The sequence below is a fragment of the Brevundimonas sp. genome (assembly GCF_965227765.1).
In the GTDB taxonomy this organism is placed as follows: domain Bacteria; phylum Pseudomonadota; class Alphaproteobacteria; order Caulobacterales; family Caulobacteraceae; genus Brevundimonas.
Genome location: NZ_OZ245778.1, coordinates 2,625,270 through 2,649,251 on the forward strand (window position 1 = coordinate 2,625,270; position 23,982 = coordinate 2,649,251).

Here is a 23,982-nt window from a genome sequence, read left to right on the forward strand (position 1 = left end):
CTCTCGATATGTCGTCGATAGTTGTCGATGGAACGTCGATAATTTGGCTCTGAGCGGCGGTCAGTGACTTCCGCGCGGTCTTGCGCTAGGTCCGCCGCCCAAGGATCCCCCATGTCAAAACTGACCCTCGAACAGGAGGCCGGTCGCCGCCGGACCTTCGCCATCATCGCCCACCCGGACGCCGGCAAGACCACGCTGACCGAGCATATCCTGCTGGCCGGCGGGGCCATCCGAGCGGCGGGCGCCGTGCGTGCGCGCGGCGAGAACCGGCGCACGCAATCCGACTGGATGAAGATCGAGAAGGAACGCGGCATCTCCGTCTCGGCCTCGGTCATGACCTTCGAGCACACCACATCCGACGGTGTGGCCAAGATGTTCAACCTGCTGGATACGCCCGGGCACGAAGACTTTTCGGAAGACACCTATCGCACCCTGACCGCCGCCGACTGCGCCATCATGGTGCTGGACGCCGCCAAGGGCATCGAGCCGCAGACGCTGAAGCTGTTCGAGGTCTGCCGCCTGCGCGACATCCCGATCATCACCTTCATCAACAAGCTGGACCGCGAGGCCCTGGACCCGATGGAGATTCTGGACGAGATCGCGTCCAAGCTTCAGCTCGATCCCTCGCCGATCTGGTGGCCGGCCCAGAGCGGCAACCGCCTGCGCGGCATGGTCGAGATGGGCACGGGCCGGTTCCAGCCCTATGCCCGAAAGATCCCCGGCGCCGTGGAGGACGCAGGCCACCCCGACGCCCTGCCCCTGGCCGACGCCGCACGGTATTTCGAACCCGGCGAGCACCAGGACCTGCTGGACGCCGCCGAACTGGTCGAGGGCGGCTATCCCGCGTTCGACCGCCAGTCCTTCCTGGAAGGCCACATGACGCCGGTGCTGTGGGGCTCGGCCCTGCGTCATTTCGGCATCGACGAGCTTCTGGCCGCCATCGGCGAATGGGCCCCGCCTCCGAAAGTCATGAAGGCCAGGAAGGAAGCCCCGCCCGAGACCCGCAACGCCCCCGCCCCCGTCGAACTGACGGTCGAGCCGGGCGCCGCCGAGGTCACCGGCTTCGTCTTCAAGGTCCAGGCCAACATGGACCCCAACCACCGCGACCGGATCGCCATGTTCCGTATGGCTTCGGGCAGCTTCAAGCGCGGCATGAAGCTGAAGGTGCAGAACACCGGCAAGTCGTTGTCGGTGAACGCCCCCATCATGTTCTTCGCCAGCGACCGTGAACTGGCCGAGGACGCCTTCGCCGGCGACGTGATCGGCATTCCCAACCACGGCGTGCTGCGGGTCGGCGACAGCCTGTCCGAAAGCGGCATGATCCGCTTTGCCGGCCTGCCGAACTTTGCGCCGGAAATCCTGCAACGGGTCCGGGTCAAGGATCCGCTGAAGGCCAAGCACCTGAAAAAGGCGCTGGACGGTCTGGCCGAAGAGGGCGTGACCCAGTTGTTCCGGCCAGAGTTGGGGGCCGACTTCATCGTCGGCGCCGTGGGCCAGCTGCAGTTCGAGGTCATGGCCGACCGCTTGGGCGAGGAGTACGGGCTCGAAGTCATCTTCGAACCCAGCCCCTATGCCGAGGCGCGCTGGATCGACGGCACCGACGCCGACATCGAGGACTTCAGCGGCAAGTACCGTGGCCAGATGGCGCGCGATATAGACCAGGCCCCGGTCTTCCTGGCCAAGTCGAGCTGGGAGACCGGCTATGTCATGGAGCGCTTCCCCAAGGTGGCCTTCACTCGGACCAAGGAACGCGGCTGAACCTTGGTCGCCCGCCATCGTTTTGTCTTTCATCCATGCTGGAATGGCCAGCATGACTGGAAGATCGAAATTCGCTTGCGCGGCCCTGGCTCTGACGGGCGGCGTGATGCTCTTGGCCGGCGCGGCTTTTGCGCAGCAGAAGCCTGTGTCTCGGGCCGGCGTCACCCTAGCTGCGGGCCAGACCGAGCCCGACCCCATCCAGATGACCCTGGGCTATTATGTACGGGGCGATCGGGATTGCGATCAGGTCTGGCCCGGCGACGGCGACCTGGCCTGGATGACGCCGACAGCCTTCATCATCGACTTCGGCGGCTGCGAGCCCGGCCAGTTTCTGCAGACCGGCCCGAACTCATGGCGCGAGGAACAGCGTTGCCTGTCCGAGCTTGGAGACGACGCAGGGGCCTATAATGTCACCTATGAGGTCATTGGCGCCGACCTGATCAAGCGCGAGGCCAGCCTCGATGTCGGCGACGCCGAGACCGAGACTAACTGGGTCGAGGTCGATGACTGGAAATACTGCCCCGCCGAAGACGTGTCGGACAACGCCCGTTTCCAGTCCTGAGGCCGGCAGCCGCCGCGCGTCGGCCATTGTTCGGTCCCAAGCCCATGATTGGCTGATCGCATGAGCACGACGACGCCCCTCCTCCCCCATTCGCGCACCTTGGCAGCGGTAACGGCCCTTTGCGCCGGGCTGGCCTGCGCCAGCGTCGCCAGCGCCCAGTCCGTCACCCAAAACCAGGCCCGGGACCAGGGGCGGTCCACGACCCAGTCCCTCAACACCGGCCCGAGCGACAGCGTCATGCGTCCCGACCGGGTCACGGCAGGCCCGCCCCTAAGCGAGGTCGAACGGCCCGCGCGCGTCATCCAGCAGCAGCCCGCTCCGGCCGCTCAGGCGGCGCGGCCGCCTCAGAGCGCCGCCCCGCGAAGCGCGCCGCCCCAAAGTGCGCCATCCCAAAGCGCCCCATCCCAAAGCGCCCCTGACGATGCGGTGACCCGGCTTCTCAACGGCGGCGCCGAACAGACGGCCGATGCCCCGGCCGAACCCGTCGACTACCCCGCTCTCGTCCAGGGCTATTATGTGCGCGGCGACATGGACTGCGATCAGGTCTGGCCCGGCGAAGGCGATCTGGCCTGGCTGTCCGACGTCTCCTTTACCCTGGACTTCGGCGGCTGCGAGGCAGGCCAGATCCGCCAGGTCGGCCCTGCCCTTTGGCACGAGGACCAACGGTGCCAGACCGAGACCGGCGGCGACGGCGGCCTGTACAGTATCGAGTACCGCCAGACGGCTGCCGACACCCTGATCCGAAAGGCCACTCTCAGCATCGACGCCAGCACGGAGCAGGACAGCTGGAAATCCTGCCCGATCGAGCGTGTGCCTGAAGAAGCCCGCTTCCACGAGCTGGCGGGCTGAGGCTTCATCCCGAGCGCGTCGTCGGATTCCCCTAAGACGCACTTTCTTCTGTCATTCACCCGTGGTTCTGTGACGGGGACGACGCGATGGCGTCGTGGAGTTCGCATTCGTGATGTTCACGGCCCTGGCTATCGCCGCCCTGTTTCAGACCGCTCCCGCCGCGACGGGTCCGGTGGCGAACCTGATGGCCTATGAGGACGTGGTGCGCTGCGCCGGTCTGAGCCAGGCCGCTTCCGAACTTGAGGGGGCCGAAAGCGAGGCCGGAAGCAAGCTGTTCGACGCCGCACTCTATTGGTCGCTGGCTGCCAGTCAGGCAGCCCAGGCCGCCGGGCGTGATCCCGTCGCCGCCGACCGCGACCAGACCCTGGCCCGGATCGAGGCCGTGCGTCGCCTGACCATCCGCGACGCAGAGGCCGCCACCCTGTTGCAGCGCTGCCGCCAGCGGACGCCCGATCTGGGCTGAGGCGCGAACTTCATGCGCGTCCCGGCGTTGGACTGGTGTCGCCCTTGCTAGGTCTGATCCGGGATCGCGTCCGCGGTCCCGAAGCGGGACGACACCGAAAGGTCTTGAGGGCGTATGTTCGAGTTCGGCAAGGATCTGCGAAAGCTGTTCAGCCAGGCCCGCGAGAGCGAGGATCTGAGCTGGCTCGAATTGATCGGCGTCGATCTTCTGGCCGCCGAAGCCCGCCAGCAGAGCACTGACGCCGGCCGCGTCTCCTGCGCCCAACCCCATGCCGCCTGGCTGCGCGCCGCCGCCCTTTGGCGAGAACACGCCCGCCGCACCGGCCGCGCCGAGAGCGTTCGCCGCGCGCTGGACGCCGCCGCCGACGCCGCCGGAGCCGCCCGCACCCGCGACGAGATCGCTTTGGCCGATGTCTGCAAGGCTCAGGCCCTGCTGGTTCGTTTTGACCTGAACGGCGGCCCTGGCGGCCTGGATGAGGCCATGCGCGCCGCTCCGGCCTCAGCCGCCGGATGCCGTCACCAGACCGCCGCACAGATTTCCGCCATCCACGCCCGGCTGCGCGCCCGTTCGGCACGGCTGAACGACGACCCGTCCGCATTGATGCAGGCCGCCGCTCTGCTGGACGCCGCCATTCACGACATGGCGGGTCGACCTGCGGCAGAGATCGACGACCTGCGGATGGACCGCGCCGCCCTGTCGCTGGAGACGGGCGTGATCCGTCGCGACGCCAATCTGCTGGATCAGGCGGGGCGCGAGCTGCAGGCCTTGGTGACCAACGCCTCGCCCGACTATCGTCCCCTGACGCGGGCGCGCGCCCTGACCCTTTGCGCGGCGGGCCTGTCCGCTCTGGCCGCCCTGGCCGACAACGCCGAGGCCCATGCCCAGGGCCGGGTGATGTTCGACGCCGCCGCCGACCAGTTCACCCCCGACCACAGTCCGCTGGACTGGGTCGTCATCCAGATCGTGCGCGCCGCAACGCCCGGCGGCGCCTCGCTGGCCGTCCTGCGCCAGGCCGAGGCCCTGTCCGCCGGTCAGGGGTTGGTGCTGGGCGCCGTGGCCCGCGACCTGCTGGTCGAGGCCGAAGTCGCCTTCGCCTATGACGAGGGCGACATGGACCGGCTGTCGATGCTGGAAAGCGGCGTGCGCCGTCGCCTGGCGGAGCCGATGTCGAAGGGCTCTGAACTGGATTGGGCCGTCGATCAGATCGGCATGGCGCGCATCGGCGCCGCGCGGGCAGGCCTGACAGGTTCCGACGCCAGCCTGGGCGCCCTGGGTCTGAGCGAGGCCGCAGAGGTCGCTCGCGAATACGGCGTCCCCGCCATCGCCGCCCGCGCAGTGGGCCTGCTCAGCGCTACGACCGTCAGGGTTTAGCCGCCGCCCTAGCCGCCCATCGCGGTGAACGGGCCGTTCTTGAACCGCGGCTTGCCATAGCGGAGCGGCGCGCCATCGGCGTCCAGCACCCGGCCGCCCGCGGCTTCCAGCACCGCCTGACCCGCTGCGGTGTCCCATTCGTGGGTCGGGCCTGTGCGGGGATAGGCGTCGAAACGGCCCTCGGCGATGAAACAGAACTTCAGCGACGAATCCATGCCCTGCCACTGACCACAGCCGTGGCGACCGGCCAGGCGCAGCGCCTCTTCGTCGGTCATGGTGTGGCTCATCAGGGCGACGCCGACGTCGGGGCGGTCGCGGACCTTGATTCGCTCCCACGATCCGCCAAAGCGGCGGCGCTCAGCGCCATCCACGCCTGTCCGCCAGGTGATCGAGGTCGCGGGCGCCGAAACCACGCCGCAGACCGGCGCGCCGTCCTGGATCAGGGCGATGTTGACGCTGAAGCTTTCCTTGCCGGAGATGAAACCCTTGGTGCCGTCCAGCGGGTCGATCAGCCAGAAACGTGATTCCGCCACATCGGGCGCGCCATCGGCGGCCACGGCTTCTTCGGCCACGGTCTGCACCTTGGGGTACAGAGCGGCCAGTCGTTGCAGGATCAGGGCCTCGGCCTGCTGGTCGGCCAGAGTCACGGGGCTGTCGTCGGCCTTGGTCGTCACCTCGGCGCCCGCGCGCCAGAAGGGCAGGATCACCGCCGATGCCTCTTCGGCGATGTCGGCGAGCACGTCGGCCAGGGCGCCCGAGGCGAGGTCTTTCGTCAGTCTGTCGGTCATGGGCCGCTCGATAGAGGATCGGAACGGTTTCGCGAACCGGCAAATCAGCCCAGCTTGCATCGCGTCCACGACGCCGCTTCAAGAGACCGCATGACCGACGCCGCCCAAACGCCTCTCGCCGCCGCCTCTTCGCCCGTGGACGGGGCAGAACTGGCCACCTATGTCGCCGCCAAACTGTGCCACGATTTCATCAGCCCGGCGGGCGCGATCCGCTCTGGCCTGGACCTGCTGGACGATCCTTCGGCCCAGGATATGCGCGACGATGCGCTGAGCCTGATCGCCGACAGCGCCGACAAGATGATCGCCCTGACCCATTTCGCCCGCGTGGCCTTCGGCGCGGCGACGACCAGCGAGCGGTTCTCCGGAGACGAACTGAAGGCGCTGGTTCAGGGCATGACCAAGGGCGGGCGGGCGACCCTGGACTGGCAGGTCGTCGAGCCCGGCTTTTCCAAGCCCGCCGCCCGCGCCCTGGTCAACCTGGCCTATCTGACCGCAGGCGCACTCGCCACCGGCGGCGTCGCCACCATCACCAGCCGCCGCGAACACGATTTCCTGGTGCTGGAAGGCGTCGCCGAGGGCGCCCGCGCACGGCTGAAGCCCGAAGCTGTGGTCGGTTTCTCGGGTAAGCGCCTCAGCGAGGGCCTGCCCGGCCAGTGGATCCAGCCCTATTGGCTGTGGACTACGGTGACCGAGGCGGGCGGAAGTCTGAACGTTTCCAGTGAGGAAGGCCGCGTCCGCCTGACAGTACGAATGCCGTCTTAAGCTCAACCGCCAACGCCTCGTTAACCGACGCGAAGCAATTATAACACCGATGCGCGGGCTGTCCGCGTTGGAGACTACCGGTCTTGGACCTTCGTACCTGCCTCATCGTCGATGACAGTCGGATCATCAGGAAGGTCGCGCGCCGCATCCTCGAGAATCTGAGATTCGAGATCGACGAGGCGGCCGACGGCGCCGAGGCCCTGACCTACTGCGCCTCGGTCATGCCCGACGTGATTCTGCTGGACTGGAATATGCCGGTGATGGATGGCCTGACCTTCCTGCGCCGCCTGCGCGAGCAGCCCGGCGGCAAGACGCCCAAGGTCCTGTTCTGCACCATCGAGACAGCGCCCGAACGGATCGCAGAGGCCCTGACGGCCGGGGCCGACGACTATGTTATGAAGCCGTTCGACGGTGAAATCCTGCACTCCAAGCTGATGGAGGTCGGGGCCGTCTGAGGTCCGTTATCTCCGCATGATCCAGGAAGACTTCGACCGCCTGCAATCCCTGATGGCCTCGCGCGCGGGCTATCGGCTGACGCGCGACCGGATTCACCTGGCCGAGCATCGCCTGGGGCCCGTGGCGCGGCGCGAGGGGTTCGACAGCGTCGACGCCATGCTGGCCGCCCTGTGGGCCAAGCCGGTCGCCAGCCTGGGGTGGGCGGTGATCGAAGCCCTGCTGAACGCCGAAACCTGGTTCCGCCGCGACCGCGCCCCCTTCGACACCTTCGCTCGCGAGCTTCTGCCCGCCATCGGCCAGGTCCGCCCCCAAGGCCGCGTGCGCGTCTGGTCGGCCGGCTGTTCGACGGGCCAGGAAGCCTGGTCGATCGCCATCGGCGCCCTGGAAGCCCACGCCAATATCGACATCGTCGCCACCGACCTGTCGCAACGCGCCATCGACCGAGCCCGACTGGGCGCCTACACCGGCTTCGAGATCCAGCGTGGCCTGACGGCTGCGACCATGCTGCGCTGGTTCACCCCGCTCGAGGACCAGTGGACCGTGCGGCCCGAACTGGCCCAGGTCGTTCGCTTCGCCCGCGCCAACCTGCTGGACGAGCCGACCGACGACGAGCGGTTCGACGTCATCTTCTGCCGCCATGTGCTCAAGGACATGGACCCCGTGCGTCGGGGCGGCGTCATCGAGGCGCTGGAGCGGCGCCTGGTCGATGACGGCTGCCTGTTCCTGGGACCGGACGAGCGACTGGATGGCGACACCGTCGCCTTCCGCCCCGTCAGCGGCCGCAAGGGGCTGTTCGTCAAGGCCCCCGCCGCCCTTAGCCGCGCCGCCTGAACGCGATTGATCCGCTTATCCCGCGATGGCGGGGATAAGCGGGCGTCGGTGTACGCATAGACGCAGCCCTCCCGACCGGACTAGGCTGAACCCGTTGTCGGAGGGGGATATCTGATGCGATCCATACTGCTGTTCGGGTCAATGGCGCTGGCGCTGCTGATCGGCGTGATTTCGCTGCAGGTCCCCGCGCCCAGAGGCCTCGACACCCCCGCCGTGGATTTCGCCGCCGCCCGCGCCATGGCCGATGTCAGGGTCATCGCCCGCGCCCCTCACCCCATCGGCTCGGTCGAACATGAGCGGGTGCGCGGCTATCTGTTCGGCCGGATGATCGGCCTGGGCCTGAACCCCGCGCTTCAGACCGGCAGCCTGTCGCCGGCGACCATCCGATGGCTGGCGACGCAAAGCGACACACCGCCCACGACCGCCACCAATATCGTCGGCGTCCTGCCGGGCACGGACCCTTCCGCCCCGGCCATCGTCGTCATGGCCCACTATGACACCACGCCGGAATCGCCTGGAGCCGCCGACGACGGCGCCGGCGTCGCCGCTATCCTGGAGGCCGTGCGGGCCATCAAGGCGCGGGGTGCGGCCGAGCGCACCCTGATCGTCCTCCTGACCGACGCCGAAGAGGTGGGGCTGGACGGGGCCCGCGTCTTCTTCAGCGAGCATCCCTGGCGCAGCCGGATCGGCGCCGTCGTCAATCTGGAGGCGCGCGGCGGCGGCGGTCGCGCCATGATGTTCGAGACCGGCCCCGGCAATCGCCAGACCATCGCCCTGTTCAGCCACGCCGCCCGTCGCGCCGACGGCGGGACCACCAGCAACTCCCTGACCGCCCTGGTCTATCAACTGATGCCCAACGGCACCGACTTCACCCTGGCGCGCGATCGCGGCATCGCCGGGCTGAACCTGGCCTTCCAGGGACGCCCGGCACAATACCATTCACCGGCATCGACACCCGACGCCCTGGATCAGGGCAGCGTCCAGCATATCGGCTCCCAGGCGCTGGAGGCGACCGACCTGCTGCTGCGGACCCCCGCCCTGCCCCGCGCAACACAGGACCAGGTCTTTTCCGACATCCTGGGCCTGGGAGTGATCGGCCATGCGCCCCAGACCGGCTGGACCCTGTTCGCGCTCGCCCTGGGCCTTGCCGCCTTCGCCTTCTGGGGAGGCCGCCACGCGACGGGCGTGACCTTGGCCGATGTCGGGCGGGGCATGATCTCGGGTCTGTGGTTCCTGGCGACCGTGGTCGTCCTGACCCAGGCCACCCGCGTTCTGGCCGGACCCGTGCTTTCGCCCGCCGTGCCGTTCGACCTCTATTACACCCTGATGCGCCGCCTGCCGTGGATGGAGGCGGGCGCCGCCCTGACCGTGCTGGCCGTCGCCCTGACGGCGCTTGCGGGGCGAGACGCCATGGGCCAGCGCGTCCTGACCGGCGCCCTGGTGCTGGCCGCCGGGGTCGCGACCCTGCTGGGCGGCGTCAACCTGGTCGTCATCGCCGCCGCCATTGTCGCCATCGCCCTGAGCTGGTGGACCCAGGCCTGGCCCCGCACCCGCTGGGGCGGCTGGCTGGGGTTGATCGCCCTGGTGCTGCTGCTCGGCGGCCTGGTCCAGGCCGTGGCGCCCGCCGCCGCCTTTATCCTGTTGTGGCCCGCGCTCATCGCCGCCACCGCCGCCGCGCTCGCCGCCCTGATCGGCGCCCGGCTGGCGGGAGTGCGCAGTCACCTGGCTCCGGCCGCCGCGCTGGTACTGGGCGGAGCCTGGCTCGTCAGTCTGGCCCACCCGGCCTTCCTCGGCATCGGCATGGACCTGCCCGCCGTCCTGGGCGTGGTCGGCCTGCTGCTGCTGATGCTGGCTCGCCCCCTGACGCCGACCCATCCGCGCGCCCTGGCCGCCGCCGCCGTCGCCTGCCTGATCCTGGCCTGCGGCCTGTCAGCGACGGCCCGTTTCGCCGAGCCGGCGCCTACGCCAGCCGAGGCCGACGCCGGCGCCGACGCCGCCCAAGGCTGACGTGCGCCAGACCGCGCCACGTCAGTTCCGGTCGCATCCTCGGTTTTGTTCCGATAATGTTCTTAAGAACAGATTGTGAACGTCCGTGATCCGTGTTCTACCTCTGTTCACAGGGAGCGGGTCCATGGCGGGTCTCTCCCAAGCATCGATGGGAATCATGGCAAGGGAGACGGGTAAGATGGCTTCGCAGGCGGCATTGAAATTGGTCGGTAAAGACGACGGCGACAAGCAACGGGCTCTGGAGGCGGCGATCGCGCAGATCGATCGCGCCTTCGGCAAGGGCTCTGTCATGAAACTGGGCAAGGGCGGGGTGACGCAAGCCATCCCCTCGGTCTCCACCGGCTCGCTCGGTCTGGACATCGCCCTGGGCATCGGCGGCCTGCCGCGTGGCCGGGTGATCGAGGTCTATGGCCCCGAAAGCTCGGGCAAGACGACCCTGGCCCTGCACACGGTGGCGGAAATCCAGAAGGCCGGCGGCGTCGCCGCCTTCGTCGACGCCGAACACGCGCTCGACCCCGGCTATGCCCAGAAACTGGGCGTCAACCTGGACGACCTGCTGGTGTCCCAGCCCGACACGGGCGAACAGGCGCTGGAGATCGTCGACACCCTGGTGCGTTCTGGCGCCGTGGACATCGTGGTGGTCGATTCGGTCGCCGCCCTGACGCCCCGCGCCGAGATCGAGGGCGAGATGGGCGACAGCCTGCCCGGCCTTCAGGCCCGTCTGATGAGCCAGGCCCTGCGCAAGTTGACCGCCTCGATTAACAAGTCCCAGTGCATCGTCCTGTTCATCAACCAGATCCGTCACAAGATCGGCGTCATGTACGGCTCGCCGGAAACGACGACGGGCGGCAATGCGCTGAAGTTCTACGCCTCGGTCCGTCTGGACATCCGCCGCACCGGCGCGATCAAGGACCGCGACGAGGTCGTCGGCAACACCACCCGCGTCAAGGTGGTCAAGAACAAGGTCGCCCCGCCGTTCCGCGAGGTCATCTTCGACATCATGTATGGCGAAGGCATCTCCAAGCTGGGCGAGATCATCGACCTGGGCGTCAAGGCCGGTGTGATCGAGAAGTCGGGCTCATGGTTCAGCTATGACTCGACCCGGATCGGTCAGGGTCGCGAGAACGTGCGCAACTTCCTGAAAGCCAACCCCGACATGGCCGACGCCATCGAGGACAAGGTCAGGAAATCGACCAACAAGATCGCCGACGAACTGCTGGGCACGCCCGAGCCGGACGAAGGCCAGGACCTGGAGGGCTAGGGTCCGCCTCCTCCTCCTTTTGGCGGAGGACACAGACACTCCGTCCGGCCGGTCCCCCGCGACCCGCCACTGACCCCCGCGGGGTTCAGGGTCGAACGGAGCAGGGCCGCCCAGCGCAAGCCGGGCGGCCCTTTTCTTTGGTCTCAGCCTAGGCCTCCGTCGCCTCGCCCCGCTTTTTGCAGGTCGTGTCGCCGCCCGAAATGTGCACGATGGGCCGCCTGCACTCCCCGCTAGCCCTACGCCTTCAACGAGACTGACCATGGCCGATACCGTCCAGCCCCCCATTCAGGCCCTGTCCCAGTTCAACCTGGCCGAGACTGACGACGGCTATGTGCTGGAAATCGGCGGCGACGGAGGCTCTCTGCTAACCCTTGCCGCGACGGGCGAACAACTCGACGCCATCGTCGAGGCGCTTCAGGCCCTGCTGGAGGCGGATGAGGACGCGGCCTGACCGCCTGCCAACGCCACCCGCACCGCCGACAGCGGTACGTCTCAGCCTCTCCCGCCTCCCCAGACCCCGCCACCGGACCGCGCATCATCGACCGACGGGTGATGCGCAGGCGCCAAAACCCCTATATGACGCGCGTTCCGCCCCCAGCGCGCCGACGAAGCCAAAGACCGACCATGACCAGCCTCAAGCAGATCCGCTCGACCTTCCTCGATTATTTCGCGGCCGACGGTCACACCAAGGTCCACTCGGCCCCCCTGGTGCCGCAGAACGACCCGACGCTGATGTTCGTCAACGCGGGCATGGTGCCGTTCAAGGACTACTTCACCGGCGCGGCGACCCCGCCCTACCCGCGCGCCACCTCGTCGCAGAAATGCGTGCGCGCCGGGGGCAAGCACAACGATCTGGACAACGTCGGCTATACCGCCCGCCACCTGACCTTCTTCGAGATGCTGGGCAACTTCAGCTTCGGCGACTATTTCAAGGAACACGCGATCGAGCGCGCGTGGAACCTGGTCACCAAGGACTACGGCCTGGACCCCAAGCGCCTGCTGGTGACCGTCTATATCGACGACGATGAGGCCGCCGCGATCTGGAAGAAGATCACCGGCTTCTCCGACGACAAGATCATCCGCATCGCCGGCTCCGACAACTTCTGGGCCATGGGCGACAACGGTCCCTGCGGTCCCTGCACCGAGATCTTCTGGGACTACGGCGACCATATCGCCGGCGGCCCTCCCGGATCGCCCGACGAGGACGGCGACCGCTATGTGGAGATCTGGAACAACGTCTTCATGCAGTTCGAGAAGGAGAACGACGAGATCGTTCGCAGCCTTCCCAAGCCCTCGGTCGACACCGGCATGGGCCTGGAGCGCATGACCAGCGTGCTTCAGGGCAAGAACTCGGTCTTCGACACCGACCTGTTCCAGACCCTGATCGCCGCCTCGGAAGACGCCACCTCGACCAAGGCCGAGGGCGCGCAAGCCGCCAGCCACCGCGTCATCGCCGACCACCTGCGCTCGTCGTCCTTCCTGATCGCCGACGGCGTGACCCCCTCGAACGAGGGCCGGGGCTATGTGCTGCGCCGGATCATGCGCCGCGCCATGCGCCACGCCCACCTGCTGGGCGCCGCCGATCCCCTGATGCACCGTCTGGTGCCGACCCTGGTCGATCAGATGGGCGAGGCCTTCCCCGAGCTGGCCCGCGCCCAGGCCTCGATCGAGGACACCATGAAGCAGGAAGAGATCCGCTTCCGCACCACCCTGGGCCGCGGCATGGGCCTGCTGGACGAGGCCACCAGCGGTCTGTCCGAAGGCGGCGTCATCTCGGGCCAGACGGCCTTTACCCTGTACGACACCTATGGCTTCCCGCTGGACCTGACGCAGGACGAGGCGCGTCGTCGCGGCCTGAGCGTGGACAACGACGCCTTCGACGCCGCCATGGCCGAGCAGCGCGAGCGCGGCAAGGCTAACTGGAAGGGTTCGGGCCAGACCGCCGACGCCGGCGAATGGCTGGCCCTGCGCGACCGCCTGGGGCCGACCGTCTTCACCGGCTATGATTCGGTCGAGGGCTCAGGCGAGGTCCTGGCCATCGTCGCGGGCGCAACATCGGTCGATGAACTGGGCGCGGGCGAAACCGCCGAGGTCCTGTTCGACCAGACCTCCTTCTATGGCGAAGGCGGCGGTCAGGCCGGCGACAAGGGCGAGATCGAATGGACCGACGCCTCCGGCGCCCAGGCCTCGGGCACGGTGCTGGATGTCCAGAAACACGCCGGCGGCGACCTCTACGCCCACAAGATCCAGGTCACGTCCGGGACGCTGGCCATCGGTGCGCGCGTGCAACTGCGCGCCGGCGCCGACAGCCGCCTGACCACCCGCGCCAACCACTCGGCCGCCCACCTGCTGCACGCGGCCCTGGCCAATGTGCTGGGCCCGCACGTGGCGCAGAAGGGCCAGCTGGTCGACGCCGACCGCATGCGCTTCGACTTCAGCCACAACGCCCCGGTCACCGAGGCCGAACTGGCCGCGATGGAGGACGAGGTCAACGCCGTCATTCGCCAGAACATCCCGGCCGAGACCAAGCTGATGACGCCTCAGGCCGCCATCGAGGCCGGCGCCGTCGCCCTGTTCGGCGAGAAATACGGCGAGGAGGTCCGCGTCCTGACGCTGGGCCGCTCGCTGACGGATGCGTCCAAGGCCTATTCGGTCGAGCTGTGCGGCGGCACCCACGTCGCCCGCACCGGCGACATCGCCCTGTTCAAGATCGTGTCCGAGACGGGCGTGGCCGCCGGCATCCGCCGCATCGAGGCCCTGACCGGCGAGGCCGCGCGCCAGTATCTTCTGGCCCAGGCCGGGGTGGCCAGGACCCTGGCCCAGTCCTTCAAGGTCCAGCCCCTGGACGTGCCCGCCCGGGTCGAGGCCCTGAGCACCGAACGCCGCGCGCTGGAAAAACAGGTCGCCGACTTGAAGAAGCAGCTCGCGCTGGGCGGCGGTTCGTCGGCCAATGCCGCGCCCGAGGAGATCAATGGCGTCAAGCTGATCGCGCGCGTGCTGGACGGCGTGGACGGCAAGGGTCTGCGCGGCGTGGCCGAGGACTTCCGCAAGCAGGTCGGCTCGGGCGTCGTCGCCCTGATCGGCGTGACGGACGGCAAGGCGGCGGTCACGGTCGCGGCGACGGCTGACGTCGTCGGCAAGGTGAACTCCGCCGATCTGGCCCGCGCGGCGGTCATCGCCATGGGCGGACAGGGCGCGGGCGGCAAGGCCGACTTCGCCCAGGGCGGCGCGCCCGACGGGTCCAAGGCCGAGGCCGGCCTCGCGGCCATCCGGGCCGCGCTGGCGGGCTGATCTCGTCGCGGCCAAGTGCAGACGCCTGCTTGCGAGAGGACTTCAAATCGTCATTCGCCGATCGATGCGAGGGCGTCAGTCGCAGGCCTGTATTTGGCCCGGCGCGTCGGGTTCTGGCGCGCGCCGCTGAGGAAACCCCACAAGCTTGACTTGTGACGGCGAAGCTCATTAACGGATAGATAACCATTAACTATCTGTTTTTTATCGCTTTATTTCATCACATACCCGTGAGTTATCACAGATAACGAGGAACGGCGTGACGCGCTCTCCATTCCCGGTTGCAGGAAGGAGATTCTACATGTCCCACTCGAACTCAATGACTTCACGTACGGCCCTGGCCCTCGGTCTGGGCGCCGTTCTCCTGGCGACGAGCGCCTGCCACGGCGCCCGCACCTACAGTTTCGGCAGCGGCCTCGGCTTCGATGACCCCGGCAACTCTGGCGGCGGCGGCTCTGGCGGTGGCGGAACGGGCGGTGGCGGAACCGGCGGCGGCGGCTCTGGTGGCGGCGGAACAGGCGGCGGCGGAACAGGCGGCGGCGGCTCTGGTGGTGGCGGCACGGGCGGCGGCGGAACAGGCGGCGGCGGCTCTGGTGGTGGCGGAACGGGCGGCGGCGGAACGGGCGGCGGCGGAACGGGCGGCGGCGGAACAGGCGGTGGCTCTGGCGGCGGCGGCTCTGGCGGCGGCGCAACCGCGATCCTGGATCAACTCGGCCAGACGACAGGCATCAGCGGACTTCTCGATCCTGTCGGGACGGTGACAGTAGGGGATGCCACACTCATCGGCGCTGGCGGGACCACCGGCCCAGTCGGCGTCAGCATCCTGAACCCAACCCTCGCCCAAGGCAGCATCGCCACCGTGGGCGCGGCAAGTGGAGGGCAACTCGTCACCCTCGGCACGGGGACGCCAAACACCCCGGTCGCGACACCCACGGGACCGGTGACAGGCCTGATCGGCCTGAACCTGGGCGGCGCCCAGGTGCTGGACGGCGGCGGCGCCCCGCTACTGGGCGCTGCGGTCCTGTCACCCACAGGTGCAGCCGGGCAGGCGGCGACGGTTGGGCTGTTGTCCAATGGCCAGCCCGTCGCGGTCAACGTCACCTCGCCCTCCCCCGTTACTGGCGTGACCAATACGGTCGCCGGCGTCGTCAATACGGCCACCGGCACGGCGGGCTCCGCCCTCGGCCAGACGGGCGGCGCGGCAGGCGGTCTCGGCGGAGTCACGGGTACTGTGACGGGCACGGTTGGGGCCGTTACCGGAACGGTCGGCAACGTCGTGGGTTCGGTCCTGGGCGCGACGCCGGTTGGCGGCACGGTCGGCGGCCTGACAGGCGGCATCGGTGTCGGCGCCGGCGGGGCGGTCTCTGGCTCAGGAGCCAGCGGCGGCGTTGCTGCCGGAGCAGGCGGAACGACCGGCGCACTTACCGGCACGGTCGGCGGGCTGGTCGGCGGCCTGCTGGGCGGGAAGAATCCCTGACCCTGTTGAAAGCGTCCGCTGACGGGCCGCACGGACCCCAGAGGCGAGACTGAAGACGAGACGGAGGCGGCCGCGCCAGCGCCGGTCGCCTCCTCCGTCCGGAGATGTCCATGAACACCCCTATGCTCCTGGCGACCGCAACCCTTGCGGCTGCGCCTGTCATCCTGCCCGGGACGGTCCTTTCGGTGGCTGCCTTGGCCGAACCTGTTCGGGCCGTAGCCGCCCGTACGGAGGCCGGACAGGACGCCATCCTGATCGACCGCAACCGGCCAGATCGCCGTCCGCCAACCACGCCCGACGCGGCCGCAGCCCGACTGGACGCGCCTGACGCCACCACCGCCCCCTTCCCCCCCTTTGTGCTGCGCGCGGCTGCAATCGAGGGGTCGCGTCTGGACCAGCAGCGCCTTCAGGCAGCGGTTCAGCCTTTCATCGGTCAGACCCTGGACGTGGAAGGCGTGGCGCGGCTGAGAGCAGCCGTCGCCGCCGCCTACGCCGGATCGCCATGGGCCTTGCCGATCGTGGCCATCGACGTCTCCGAGGCCCAGCGCGGCGTCGTGCGGATCGCCGCCGTCGAGGGTCGGGTCCAACATGTCGCCTTCAAGGGCCAGGCCCGCCGCGACGACAGCTTGCTGCTACAGGCCTATGCCGCTGCTTTGATCGCCGAAACCCCGTTGAGCCGTCTTCGCGCCGAACGCTATCTCTCGCTGATCGGAGACATTCCGGGCGTCGTGGTCGCTACTCGCGCCACACCTGGCGATCAGGCCGGCGGCGTCGATCTGGACATGACGGTCGCGCGCCAGCGCTGGGCCTATGATTTCGGTCTCGACACGCGGGGCTCTCGCATTCTGGGCCGGACCCAGCTGATCGCGTCAGCCGCCCTCAACGGAGCCTTTCGCATGGGCGACCAGACGCGGGTGACCGCCATCCTGCCCGCCGATGTCGAGCGCTTTCAGTATGTCGCCGTATCTCACCGCCAGCCGCTCGGCTTCGACGGGGCCGCCGTAACCGGCAGCCTTGGTTACCTGCGGACCCGTCCTACGGGTGGGATCGAGGGCGACGCGGTAACGGGTGGAGGGAACCTGTCCTGGCCCTTGATCCGAAGCTACCGCACCAACGTCGTTCTGGGGGTTGGGCTGGACGGGGTGAACAGCGATGCGGCGGTGTTCGGCGAGCGGATCGCCACCGAACGCACGCGGGTTCTCCGTGCCTCGGCAACGGCCAGTCGTGTGCGCGAACGCTCGACCCTTTCCGGCGGCGTGACGCTCAGCCAAGGACTGGACACCTTGGGCGCCCGCGCACCCTCCGGCCTGACCGACCTGGATTTTCGCAAGATCAACGCCCGGCTGGACGCCACCCGCGCCCTGGGAACCGCGTTTCGGATCAGCGCCGCCGCGACCGCACAATACAGCCGCGACGCGGCCCCTTCGTCCGAGCAATTCGCCCTGGGCGGCGGCGATATCGGGCGCGGCTTTCCCACCGCCCTGATCTCGGGCGATGCCGGCTGGGGCGTTCGGGCCGAGGCGGCATGGCGACCGCAAAGGATTCGCGGCCGTTTGGCGGGCAGCGAGGTTTATGCCTTCGGCGACGGCGGCGAGGCGACCCTCAACGATCGGCCCGGCCTGCCCGGCCGCACCCTGCGTCTGGCCTCGGTCGGCGCCGGAACCCGCATCGCCCTGGGGCCTAGGACACGACTGGAACTGGAGGCCGCACGGGCCGTCGACGACCCTCGCCCCACCGCCGACAAGTGGCGGCTGAACGTCGGCGTCAGCGCCCGATACTGAGCGGAAATCTCGGCGGCGAGCATTGACGCAGACCGGCGCGTCGCGCCCCATGCCCGGCGCTGTTCAGGAGCCCTACGCATGACCCGCCTCGCCCTCATTGCCGCCGTCGTCCTCGCCGCCGCGTCTGCAAGCGCCGCCCTGGCCCAGGACCCCGCGCCCGCGACGACGGCGATACCGGCCGTCGCGCCTGATCCTGCCCTGGCCGCCCTGCTGAGCGACTACGAGAGCTTCCTCAAGGCCAATGACCCGATCACCGCTGGCTTCGAGGGCGATCAGGCCGCCAAGTCGAAACTGCCCGACCTCAGCCGCGAGGCCGAACTGGCCCGCAAGGCTCCGCTGGAGGCGCTGAAGGCGCGGGCCGAGGCGATCACGCCTGCCGGCCTGTCTTCCGCGGACCGGCTGAACCGCGACTTCCTGATCTGGGTGTTGGCCCGGTCGATCGAGGAGATCCAGTTCGACGACGGGCGCCTGGCTTTCGATTCCGAGGGTGGCGTCGGCCAGCTTGCGGCCTATCTGGCGACATCGACCCGGATCGCCACCCGCGCCGACGCCGAAGCCTGGATCGCCCGGCTGGAGGGGTTGGGCGCCTTGTATGACGTGTCGATGGCCAATGCCCGGCGCGGGATCGAAACCGGGTTTACCCAACCGACCTCCGTGGTCGACAGCATGCTGGTCACCCTGGGCAACGAGGCCGCCTATACGCGTGAGACCGAGCCGCTGCTGACGCCCTTCGCCGAACTGCCTGCAACGATTTCGGCCGCCGATCAGACCGCGCTGCGCGCCCGCGCCGCCGCCGCCGTCGCAGCAGAGATCGCGCCGCGCCGCGCCGCCTGGCTGGCCTTTGTGCGCGACGAATACAGGCCCGCCGCCTCGCCCGTCGTCGGCATCGGCTCACGCCCCGGCGGGACGGAATACTACGCCTTCCAGGCTCGCAGCTACACGACCACCGACATGACGCCGGCCCAGATCCACGCCCTGGGTCTGCAGGAGGTCGCGCGCATCCGGGCGCGCATGGACACAGAGATGAAGGCTGCGGGCTGGACCGGCGATTTCGCCGGCTTCCTGGCGCATCTGCGGAGCGATCCTTCCTTCTACGCCCAGTCGCGCGAGGACATGATCGAAAAGGCCTCGGAAATGGCCAAGCGGGCCGACGGCGGCCTGCCCGCCCTGTTCCGCACCCTGCCGCGACTAACCTATGACGTCCGGCCCGTGCCGCTGGACATCGAGGACACCTATACGACCGGGCGCTATTTCGGCGGCTCACTGGCCGAGGGCGTGCCCGGCGGATACATCGTCAACACCGGCAGGCTGGACCAGAGACCGCTGTACGAACTGCCAGCCCTGACCCTGCACGAGGCCGTGCCCGGTCACCACCTGCAGATCGCCCTGCAACAGGAGGCCGCCGAGGGCCCCTATTTCCGGCGCGGGGTGGACGTCACCGCCTTCACCGAGGGCTGGGGCCTGTATGCCGAATTCCTGGGCGAGGAGATGGGCTTCTATCGCACGCCGGAAGAACGGTTCGGGCGACTGTCCTACGAGATGTGGCGGGCCTGTCGGCTGGTCGCCGACACCGGCATGCACGCCATGGGCTGGACCATCGAACAGGCGCGCCAGTGTTTCGCCGAGAACTCGGCCCTGTCGCCCCACAACATCGAGACCGAACTGCAACGCTACATCGGCTGGCCGGGTCAGGCCCTGGCCTACAAGATCGGCGAGATCCGCCTGCGCGCCATCCGCACGCGGGCCCAAGACGCGTTGGGCGACCGGTTCAACGTGCGCGACTTCCACGACGCCCTGCTGGTGGACGGGCCCCTGCCGCTAGACCTGCTCGACCAGAGGATGGACGCCTGGATCGCGGGTCAATAACGCCCCGACCCTTCCCTGTCCGAGTTGGGCGGGAAAGGATTATTCCGTGGGCGGCGTCAGGTCGATGCCGGCCAGCTTCCAGGCGAACAGGCCGCGCCGCTGCATCAGCAGGTCCACCTGTTCGTTCGGCTTGTCGTCGCGGCGCAGGGTGACCACGAAGGTGTTCAGATCGCGATAGCCATAGGAGCGACGCACCTTGTCTTCGTCCGCAGCCTTCTCGGCTGGGGGCGGGGTCACCCTTCCGGTCGGGGTCGTCGCGGGGGCCTCGGCGGTTCGGACCATGGAGGCGATGGCGGGGGCGTTGACGAAGGCGTCGACGGCGCCGCTGATCAGGGACGGGGCCAGGATCATGCCCAGGCCGCTCAGGACATTGCCGCGCCCGCTGTCGCCCAGGTCGGCGCGCATCTCGGCGACCAGCCGCGCGTTCAGCTCCTCTTTCAGGCTGGTGCGAAAGGCGGGGAAATCGACGAGCCGGTCCAGCGCCGCCTCGTCACCCGCCTTGGCCGCCTTGACCAGGGCTTGGGACGCCAGCACCGGCGAGCCCAGATAGGCCGCCGCAAACGCCACGACGACGATGGCGACCAGCGCCTTGATCAGTTTACCGCTCATGGTGCCTCGAACGCCGGGAAAGCTTTACGGTTGCGTGCTGGGAAGAGCGCCGGGCAGGCCGACATGGACCAGTTTCCACTCGAACGCCGCGCGGCGTTCGAAGGTGAAGAGGGTGCGTGACCCATCCTGGCCGGCCACGGCCAGCCGCGCGCGATTGATGCTCCAGTAGGCGGGACGCGGCAGGGGCGGGTTCTGAACCGCGATGGCCGAGGACGCAGCGCTGGGCGGCGCATCGGCCCGCGCTTCGCCTGCGGTCAGGACCAGCAGGGCCGTCGGGCTCAGCCAGGCGTCCACCGGCGGGGCGCCGGGCGTGACCGGGGCGACCGTGTCCTCGAACTGGCGGCGGATGGCGCCGATCGGGTCCTGCAGGATCGAGGGCGGCGGGGTCAGGATCTCGGGGCGGCGCGAGATCTGCGGACGAAGCGAGGCGCGCACGGCGTCGAAATCGATCAGCCGGCTCAGCCCCGCCACGTCGCCCGCCTCGGCGGCGGCGCGGATGCCGAAGAAGGCCACGGCGGGCGCGGCGAAGAAGGCGACCACCGCCGCCACTACGGCGACGGCCAGGATGTTGAGGATCAGCGCCTTGAACGAGGGCTCGCGCGACGCCTTGCGCGCGACCGACCGCGCCCAGACGGGTTGATAGGCATCTGGCGTCGGATGATCCGGTGGGCTCACGTCGCGACCTCATGGCCGGATCACCCGGCGCTGGTAACGCTAGCGGCGCCCGCCAAAAGCCGCAACGGCCCACCCCGATGACGGGATGGGCCGCTGTAGTGGTCAAGGATCGCAAAACCTGGCGCTCAAGCAGCGAGGCTCCGCGAGCCGAGCGTCAGCGCCCCCGCAGGATGCGCGTTAAGGCCTTGCCTTAAGCCGCTTGGGGCAGAGCCGTGGTCAGGTTCTCGGCGACCTTGTCGAGGAAGCCCTCGGTGGTCAGCCAGCCCTGTTGGTCGCCGACCAGCAGCGCCAGGTCCTTGGTCATGAAGCCAGCCTCGACGGTGTCGACGACGACCTTTTCCAGGGTCTCGGCGAAGGTCATCAGCTCGGCGTTGCCGTCCAGCTTTGCGCGGTGCTTGAAGCCGGCCGTCCAGGCGAAGATCGAGGCGATCGAGTTGGTCGAGGTGGCCTCGCCCTTCTGGTGCTGACGGAAGTGGCGGGTCACGGTGCCGTGGGCGGCCTCGGTTTCCATCACCTTGCCATCGGGCGTCATCAGGACCGAGGTCATCAGGCCCAGCGAGCCGAAGCCCTGAGCCACGATGTCGGACTGGACGTCGCCATCATAGTTCTTGCACGCCCAGACGAAGCCGCCCGACCACTTGATGGCCGCAGCCACCATGTCGTCGATCAGACGGTGTTCGTAGGTCAGGCCGCGCTTCTTGAACTCCTCGGCGTATTCGGCGTCGAAGATCTCTTGGAAGATGTCCTTGAAGCGACCGTCATAGGCTTTGAGGATCGTGTTCTTGGTCGACAGATAGACCGGGTAGTTGCGCGCCAAGCCATAGCTGAACGAGGCGTGGGCGAAGTCGCGGATCGAGGCGTCCAGGTTGTACATGCCCATGGCCACGCCGGCGCCGGGCGCCTGATAGACCTCATGCTCGATGACCGCGCCGTCTTCGCCGACGAACTTGATCGACAGGGTGCCCTTGCCGGGGAAGAGGAAGTCGGTGGCCTTGTACTGGTCGCCAAAGGCGTGACGGCCGACGACGATGGGCTGGGTCCAGCCTGGAACGAGGCGGGGCACGTTCTGGCAGATGATGGGCTCGCGGAAGACCACGCCTCCCAGGATGTTGCGGATGGTGCCGTTGGGCGACTTCCACATCTTCTTCAGGCCGAACTCGGCGACGCGCGCTTCGTCAGGGGTGATGGTGGCGCATTTCACGCCGACGCCGTGCTTCTGGATGGCGTGGGCGGCGTCGATCGTCACCTGGTCGTCGGTGGCGTCGCGGTGCTCCATGCCCAGATCGTAGTAGTCGAGGTCGACCTCGACGAAGGGGAAGATCAGCTTGTCCTTGATCCACTGCCAGATGATCCGGGTCATCTCGTCGCCGTCGATGTCCACGATGGGATTGGCGACCTTGATCTTGGCCATGAAGCGCCTCTGTCTGCTGTGTCGGGGGAGAAGGTTGGCGGCGGTATAGCCACCCCTGCCGTCATTCGCAAAGCCCGGTCGGGCGAAAGCGTCGTTGGGCCGCGCGCGGGCTGGCCCCGCAGCATTAACCCTGCCCGCAAAAAGCCGCCCACGGCCAAGCTGAACCGGCGGGTGATCCGGGGCTTCCTCTGCCCCGCCCCGCCCGCTGAACACCCGGCTGAAAACTTGGAGACAGGATGAACGACGACGTACAGGCGTTGGTCGACCGCTGGATCATGGCCTTTTGCGAGGCCCCGGTCCTGATCGACCCGGAACTGATGCGCCGCCTGCTCGCTGAGAAGGAGATCGCGGATCGGGAACAGGACGCCATGACCGAAAAGACCTTCAAGGCCGGCGACACGGTCAAATGGGACCACAGCCAGGGCACGACCACCGGCAAGGTGGTCCGCAAGCTGACCCACCCGACCAAGATCAAAGACCACAAGGTTGCGGCATCCCAGGATAACCCGGAATATCTGGTCGAGAGCGGAAAGACGGGCGCCCGCGCCGCGCACAAGCCTTCGGAACTGCGCAAGGCCTGACGCCTTGCGCCCAGACTCCTTGCGCCCAGCACGATCACTTCGGGGGACCATCATGACGCGACATCTCGGCTTCATCACCGCCCTGGCCCTGGCGCCCCTGACGCTGGTGGCCTGTGGCGAAAAGGCCAGCGACAGGCCTGCGCAGGCCGATCCCGCCCCCGTACCCGGCGCGGCGCCTGCGGCCCCTCAGACGGCCGGCCCAGCTGTGGCGTCCGAAAGCCGCGAGTTCCGCGACTGGCGCGCCACCTGTGACAACGGCAATGCCTGCGTCGCCTACACCGGCGGCGACAGCGGCTGGCTGCGGGTGGGCATGGACGCCGGAGCCGACGCCGCCCCATCGGTCAGCCTGGGCATCCCCGCCCTGAACGGAACCACGGCTTCGTCCGTCGCCCTGGTCATCGACGGGCAGCGTCACGGACTGCGCGCCGGTCCAGCCGACACCTTCAGCTTCGATGTGGCGCCCGGCGAGGTTGGCGCCGTCCTGAGCGAGTTGGCCGCCGCCTCGACGATCACGGCGACCTGGGACGGCGAAAGCGCCAGCTTCCCCACCGCCGGAGCCTCAGCCTCCCTGCTGTGGATCGACGAGCGGCAGGGGCGGCTGAACACCACCACGGCCCTGATCCGGCGCGGCCCCCAGCCCGCCTCGGCCGTGCCAGCCGCGCCCGCCCTGCCCGTCATCACCGCCGCCCCCGCCATCAGCCAGGCCGGGCTCGAAGGCAACGCCCCGCGGCTCCTGCCCGCCACGCTCGAGGCCCTGGGCGACGTCGAGAAATGTCGCGAGGACACGAACTTCAACGACTATATCCAGAAGGCGGTCACGGCCGTTCGGCTGGACGCCTCTACCGAGATGTGGGGCGTGCCCTGCGGCGCCGGCGCCTACAACATCGTCTATTCCTACTTCCTGACGGGGGCCAAGGGCGCCAACCCCCGCAACGTCGACTTCCCCGGCAGCAACGGCCAGGTCGTGACCACCGAGTATTCGCCCGACGGCCTGGTCAACCCGATCTACGACCCCGCCACACGCACCATCACGGCCTTTTCCAAGGCGCGCGGCATCGGCGATTGCGGCGCGCTTCAGACCTGGACCTGGACCGGACGCGGCTTTGTCATGAGCCGCGAACAGATCATGGGCGACTGCTGGGGCATGGTGTCGGACTTCTGGCCCACCACCTATCGCTCGCGCTGA

The 23,982-nt window shown here is 68.6% G+C and carries 22 protein-coding genes; 18 read left to right on the top strand and 4 right to left on the bottom strand.

Going from position 1 to position 23,982, the window contains the following annotated elements; genetic code table 11:
- Nucleotides 1-111: 111 nt before the first annotated feature.
- The 5 genes from ACO05L_RS12615 (at nucleotide 112) to ACO05L_RS12635 (ending at nucleotide 5,003) form a co-directional block, all read left to right on the top strand.
- Complete coding sequence (locus ACO05L_RS12615; protein ID WP_421729512.1) at nucleotides 112-1,758, top strand: peptide chain release factor 3; 1,647 nt, start codon at nucleotides 112-114, stop codon at nucleotides 1,756-1,758.
- Between the two features lie 52 nt (nucleotides 1,759-1,810).
- A complete protein-coding gene (locus ACO05L_RS12620; protein WP_421729513.1) occupies nucleotides 1,811-2,320 on the top strand; it encodes a hypothetical protein in 510 nt (169 codons plus the stop codon).
- A gap of 60 nt (nucleotides 2,321-2,380) precedes the next feature.
- Nucleotides 2,381-3,169, top strand: a complete 789-nt coding sequence (locus ACO05L_RS12625; RefSeq protein ID WP_421729514.1) for a hypothetical protein — start codon at nucleotides 2,381-2,383, stop codon at nucleotides 3,167-3,169.
- A 94-nt stretch (nucleotides 3,170-3,263) separates the two neighbouring features.
- On the top strand, nucleotides 3,264-3,632 hold the full coding sequence (locus tag ACO05L_RS12630; RefSeq protein ID WP_421729515.1) for a hypothetical protein: 369 nt from the start codon (nucleotides 3,264-3,266) through the stop codon (nucleotides 3,630-3,632).
- A gap of 114 nt (nucleotides 3,633-3,746) precedes the next feature.
- Nucleotides 3,747-5,003, top strand: a complete 1,257-nt coding sequence (locus ACO05L_RS12635; RefSeq protein WP_421729516.1) for a hypothetical protein — start codon at nucleotides 3,747-3,749, stop codon at nucleotides 5,001-5,003.
- An 8-nt stretch (nucleotides 5,004-5,011) separates the two neighbouring features.
- Here the strand turns inward: ACO05L_RS12635 and cysQ are convergent, their stop codons facing one another.
- The gene (cysQ, locus tag ACO05L_RS12640; protein ID WP_421729517.1) at nucleotides 5,012-5,791 is read right to left on the bottom strand and encodes a 3'(2'),5'-bisphosphate nucleotidase CysQ; all 780 of its coding nucleotides are present in this window, start codon (nucleotides 5,789-5,791) and stop codon (nucleotides 5,012-5,014) included.
- A gap of 90 nt (nucleotides 5,792-5,881) precedes the next feature.
- Between cysQ and chpT the strand changes: the two genes are divergently transcribed.
- The 11 genes from chpT (at nucleotide 5,882) to ACO05L_RS12695 (ending at nucleotide 19,520) form a co-directional block, all read left to right on the top strand.
- Complete coding sequence (chpT, locus tag ACO05L_RS12645; RefSeq protein ID WP_421729518.1) at nucleotides 5,882-6,553, top strand: histidine phosphotransferase ChpT; 672 nt, start codon at nucleotides 5,882-5,884, stop codon at nucleotides 6,551-6,553.
- 83 nt (nucleotides 6,554-6,636) lie between these two features.
- Complete coding sequence (locus ACO05L_RS12650) at nucleotides 6,637-7,008, top strand: response regulator (RefSeq protein ID WP_421729519.1); 372 nt, start codon at nucleotides 6,637-6,639, stop codon at nucleotides 7,006-7,008.
- A gap of 16 nt (nucleotides 7,009-7,024) precedes the next feature.
- The gene (locus ACO05L_RS12655; RefSeq protein ID WP_421729520.1) at nucleotides 7,025-7,840 is read left to right on the top strand and encodes a CheR family methyltransferase; all 816 of its coding nucleotides are present in this window, start codon (nucleotides 7,025-7,027) and stop codon (nucleotides 7,838-7,840) included.
- Between the two features lie 114 nt (nucleotides 7,841-7,954).
- A complete protein-coding gene (locus ACO05L_RS12660; protein WP_421729521.1) occupies nucleotides 7,955-9,847 on the top strand; it encodes a M20/M25/M40 family metallo-hydrolase in 1,893 nt (630 codons plus the stop codon).
- A 178-nt stretch (nucleotides 9,848-10,025) separates the two neighbouring features.
- Nucleotides 10,026-11,108, top strand: coding sequence for a recombinase RecA (recA, locus tag ACO05L_RS12665; RefSeq protein ID WP_421729522.1), 1,083 nt, complete (start codon nucleotides 10,026-10,028; stop codon nucleotides 11,106-11,108).
- Between the two features lie 259 nt (nucleotides 11,109-11,367).
- A complete protein-coding gene (locus ACO05L_RS12670; RefSeq protein WP_421729523.1) occupies nucleotides 11,368-11,559 on the top strand; it encodes a hypothetical protein in 192 nt (63 codons plus the stop codon).
- A gap of 173 nt (nucleotides 11,560-11,732) precedes the next feature.
- The gene (gene alaS, locus ACO05L_RS12675; protein ID WP_421729524.1) at nucleotides 11,733-14,399 is read left to right on the top strand and encodes an alanine--tRNA ligase; all 2,667 of its coding nucleotides are present in this window, start codon (nucleotides 11,733-11,735) and stop codon (nucleotides 14,397-14,399) included.
- A gap of 422 nt (nucleotides 14,400-14,821) precedes the next feature.
- Entirely contained in the window at nucleotides 14,822-15,157 is a 336-nt protein-coding gene (locus ACO05L_RS12680; RefSeq protein WP_421729525.1) for a hypothetical protein, read from the top strand.
- Nucleotides 15,154-15,873: a hypothetical protein gene (locus tag ACO05L_RS12685; protein WP_421729526.1), complete on the top strand. Its 720-nt coding sequence runs from the start codon at nucleotides 15,154-15,156 to the stop codon at nucleotides 15,871-15,873. Before ACO05L_RS12680 ends, ACO05L_RS12685 begins: the two co-directional genes overlap by 4 nt.
- Before the next feature lie 110 nt (nucleotides 15,874-15,983).
- Nucleotides 15,984-17,654, top strand: coding sequence for a ShlB/FhaC/HecB family hemolysin secretion/activation protein (locus ACO05L_RS12690; protein WP_421729527.1), 1,671 nt, complete (start codon nucleotides 15,984-15,986; stop codon nucleotides 17,652-17,654).
- Between the two features lie 78 nt (nucleotides 17,655-17,732).
- Nucleotides 17,733-19,520 carry a DUF885 domain-containing protein gene (locus ACO05L_RS12695; protein ID WP_421729528.1) on the top strand — a complete coding sequence of 596 codons (1,788 nt, stop codon included), beginning with the start codon at nucleotides 17,733-17,735 and terminating at the stop codon, nucleotides 19,518-19,520.
- 39 nt (nucleotides 19,521-19,559) lie between these two features.
- On the opposite strand, the gene ACO05L_RS12700 is transcribed toward ACO05L_RS12695, so the two are convergent.
- The 3 genes from ACO05L_RS12700 to ACO05L_RS12710 form a co-directional block, all read right to left on the bottom strand.
- Nucleotides 19,560-20,129, bottom strand: coding sequence for a DUF2939 domain-containing protein (locus ACO05L_RS12700; protein WP_421729529.1), 570 nt, complete (start codon nucleotides 20,127-20,129; stop codon nucleotides 19,560-19,562).
- Between the two features lie 24 nt (nucleotides 20,130-20,153).
- On the bottom strand, nucleotides 20,154-20,804 hold the full coding sequence (locus ACO05L_RS12705) for a DUF2939 domain-containing protein (protein ID WP_421729530.1): 651 nt from the start codon (nucleotides 20,802-20,804) through the stop codon (nucleotides 20,154-20,156).
- Nucleotides 20,805-20,994: 190 nt separating this feature from the next.
- Nucleotides 20,995-22,215 (bottom strand): NADP-dependent isocitrate dehydrogenase, encoded by a 1,221-nt coding sequence (locus ACO05L_RS12710; RefSeq protein WP_421729531.1) that lies wholly within the window; start codon nucleotides 22,213-22,215, stop codon nucleotides 20,995-20,997.
- Between the two features lie 236 nt (nucleotides 22,216-22,451).
- Here ACO05L_RS12710 and ACO05L_RS12715 point away from each other — a divergent pair, with 236 nt between their 5' ends.
- Both ACO05L_RS12715 and ACO05L_RS12720 read left to right on the top strand, forming a co-directional pair.
- Nucleotides 22,452-22,796: a DUF2945 domain-containing protein gene (locus ACO05L_RS12715; RefSeq protein WP_421729532.1), complete on the top strand. Its 345-nt coding sequence runs from the start codon at nucleotides 22,452-22,454 to the stop codon at nucleotides 22,794-22,796.
- Nucleotides 22,797-22,848: 52 nt separating this feature from the next.
- Complete coding sequence (locus ACO05L_RS12720; RefSeq protein WP_421729533.1) at nucleotides 22,849-23,982, top strand: DUF1176 domain-containing protein; 1,134 nt, start codon at nucleotides 22,849-22,851, stop codon at nucleotides 23,980-23,982.

Bases quoted from the DNA above. Each gene is read 5' to 3' on its own strand.
- ACO05L_RS12615 (WP_421729512.1), top strand. From the start codon at position 112: ATGTCAAAACTGACCCTCGAACAGGAGGCCGGTCGCCGCCGGACCTTC.
- ACO05L_RS12620 (WP_421729513.1), top strand. From the start codon at position 1,811: ATGACTGGAAGATCGAAATTCGCTTGCGCGGCCCTGGCTCTGACGGGC.
- ACO05L_RS12625 (WP_421729514.1), top strand. From the start codon at position 2,381: ATGAGCACGACGACGCCCCTCCTCCCCCATTCGCGCACCTTGGCAGCG.
- ACO05L_RS12635 (WP_421729516.1), top strand. From the start codon at position 3,747: ATGTTCGAGTTCGGCAAGGATCTGCGAAAGCTGTTCAGCCAGGCCCGC.
- cysQ (WP_421729517.1), bottom strand. From the start codon at position 5,791: ATGACCGACAGACTGACGAAAGACCTCGCCTCGGGCGCCCTGGCCGAC.
- chpT (WP_421729518.1), top strand. From the start codon at position 5,882: ATGACCGACGCCGCCCAAACGCCTCTCGCCGCCGCCTCTTCGCCCGTG.
- ACO05L_RS12655 (WP_421729520.1), top strand. From the start codon at position 7,025: ATGATCCAGGAAGACTTCGACCGCCTGCAATCCCTGATGGCCTCGCGC.
- ACO05L_RS12660 (WP_421729521.1), top strand. From the start codon at position 7,955: ATGCGATCCATACTGCTGTTCGGGTCAATGGCGCTGGCGCTGCTGATC.
- recA (WP_421729522.1), top strand. From the start codon at position 10,026: ATGGCTTCGCAGGCGGCATTGAAATTGGTCGGTAAAGACGACGGCGAC.
- ACO05L_RS12670 (WP_421729523.1), top strand. From the start codon at position 11,368: ATGGCCGATACCGTCCAGCCCCCCATTCAGGCCCTGTCCCAGTTCAAC.
- alaS (WP_421729524.1), top strand. From the start codon at position 11,733: ATGACCAGCCTCAAGCAGATCCGCTCGACCTTCCTCGATTATTTCGCG.
- ACO05L_RS12680 (WP_421729525.1), top strand. From the start codon at position 14,822: ATGACCCCGGCAACTCTGGCGGCGGCGGCTCTGGCGGTGGCGGAACGG.
- ACO05L_RS12690 (WP_421729527.1), top strand. From the start codon at position 15,984: ATGAACACCCCTATGCTCCTGGCGACCGCAACCCTTGCGGCTGCGCCT.
- ACO05L_RS12695 (WP_421729528.1), top strand. From the start codon at position 17,733: ATGACCCGCCTCGCCCTCATTGCCGCCGTCGTCCTCGCCGCCGCGTCT.
- ACO05L_RS12700 (WP_421729529.1), bottom strand. From the start codon at position 20,129: ATGAGCGGTAAACTGATCAAGGCGCTGGTCGCCATCGTCGTCGTGGCG.
- ACO05L_RS12710 (WP_421729531.1), bottom strand. From the start codon at position 22,215: ATGGCCAAGATCAAGGTCGCCAATCCCATCGTGGACATCGACGGCGAC.
- ACO05L_RS12715 (WP_421729532.1), top strand. From the start codon at position 22,452: ATGAACGACGACGTACAGGCGTTGGTCGACCGCTGGATCATGGCCTTT.
- ACO05L_RS12720 (WP_421729533.1), top strand. From the start codon at position 22,849: ATGACGCGACATCTCGGCTTCATCACCGCCCTGGCCCTGGCGCCCCTG.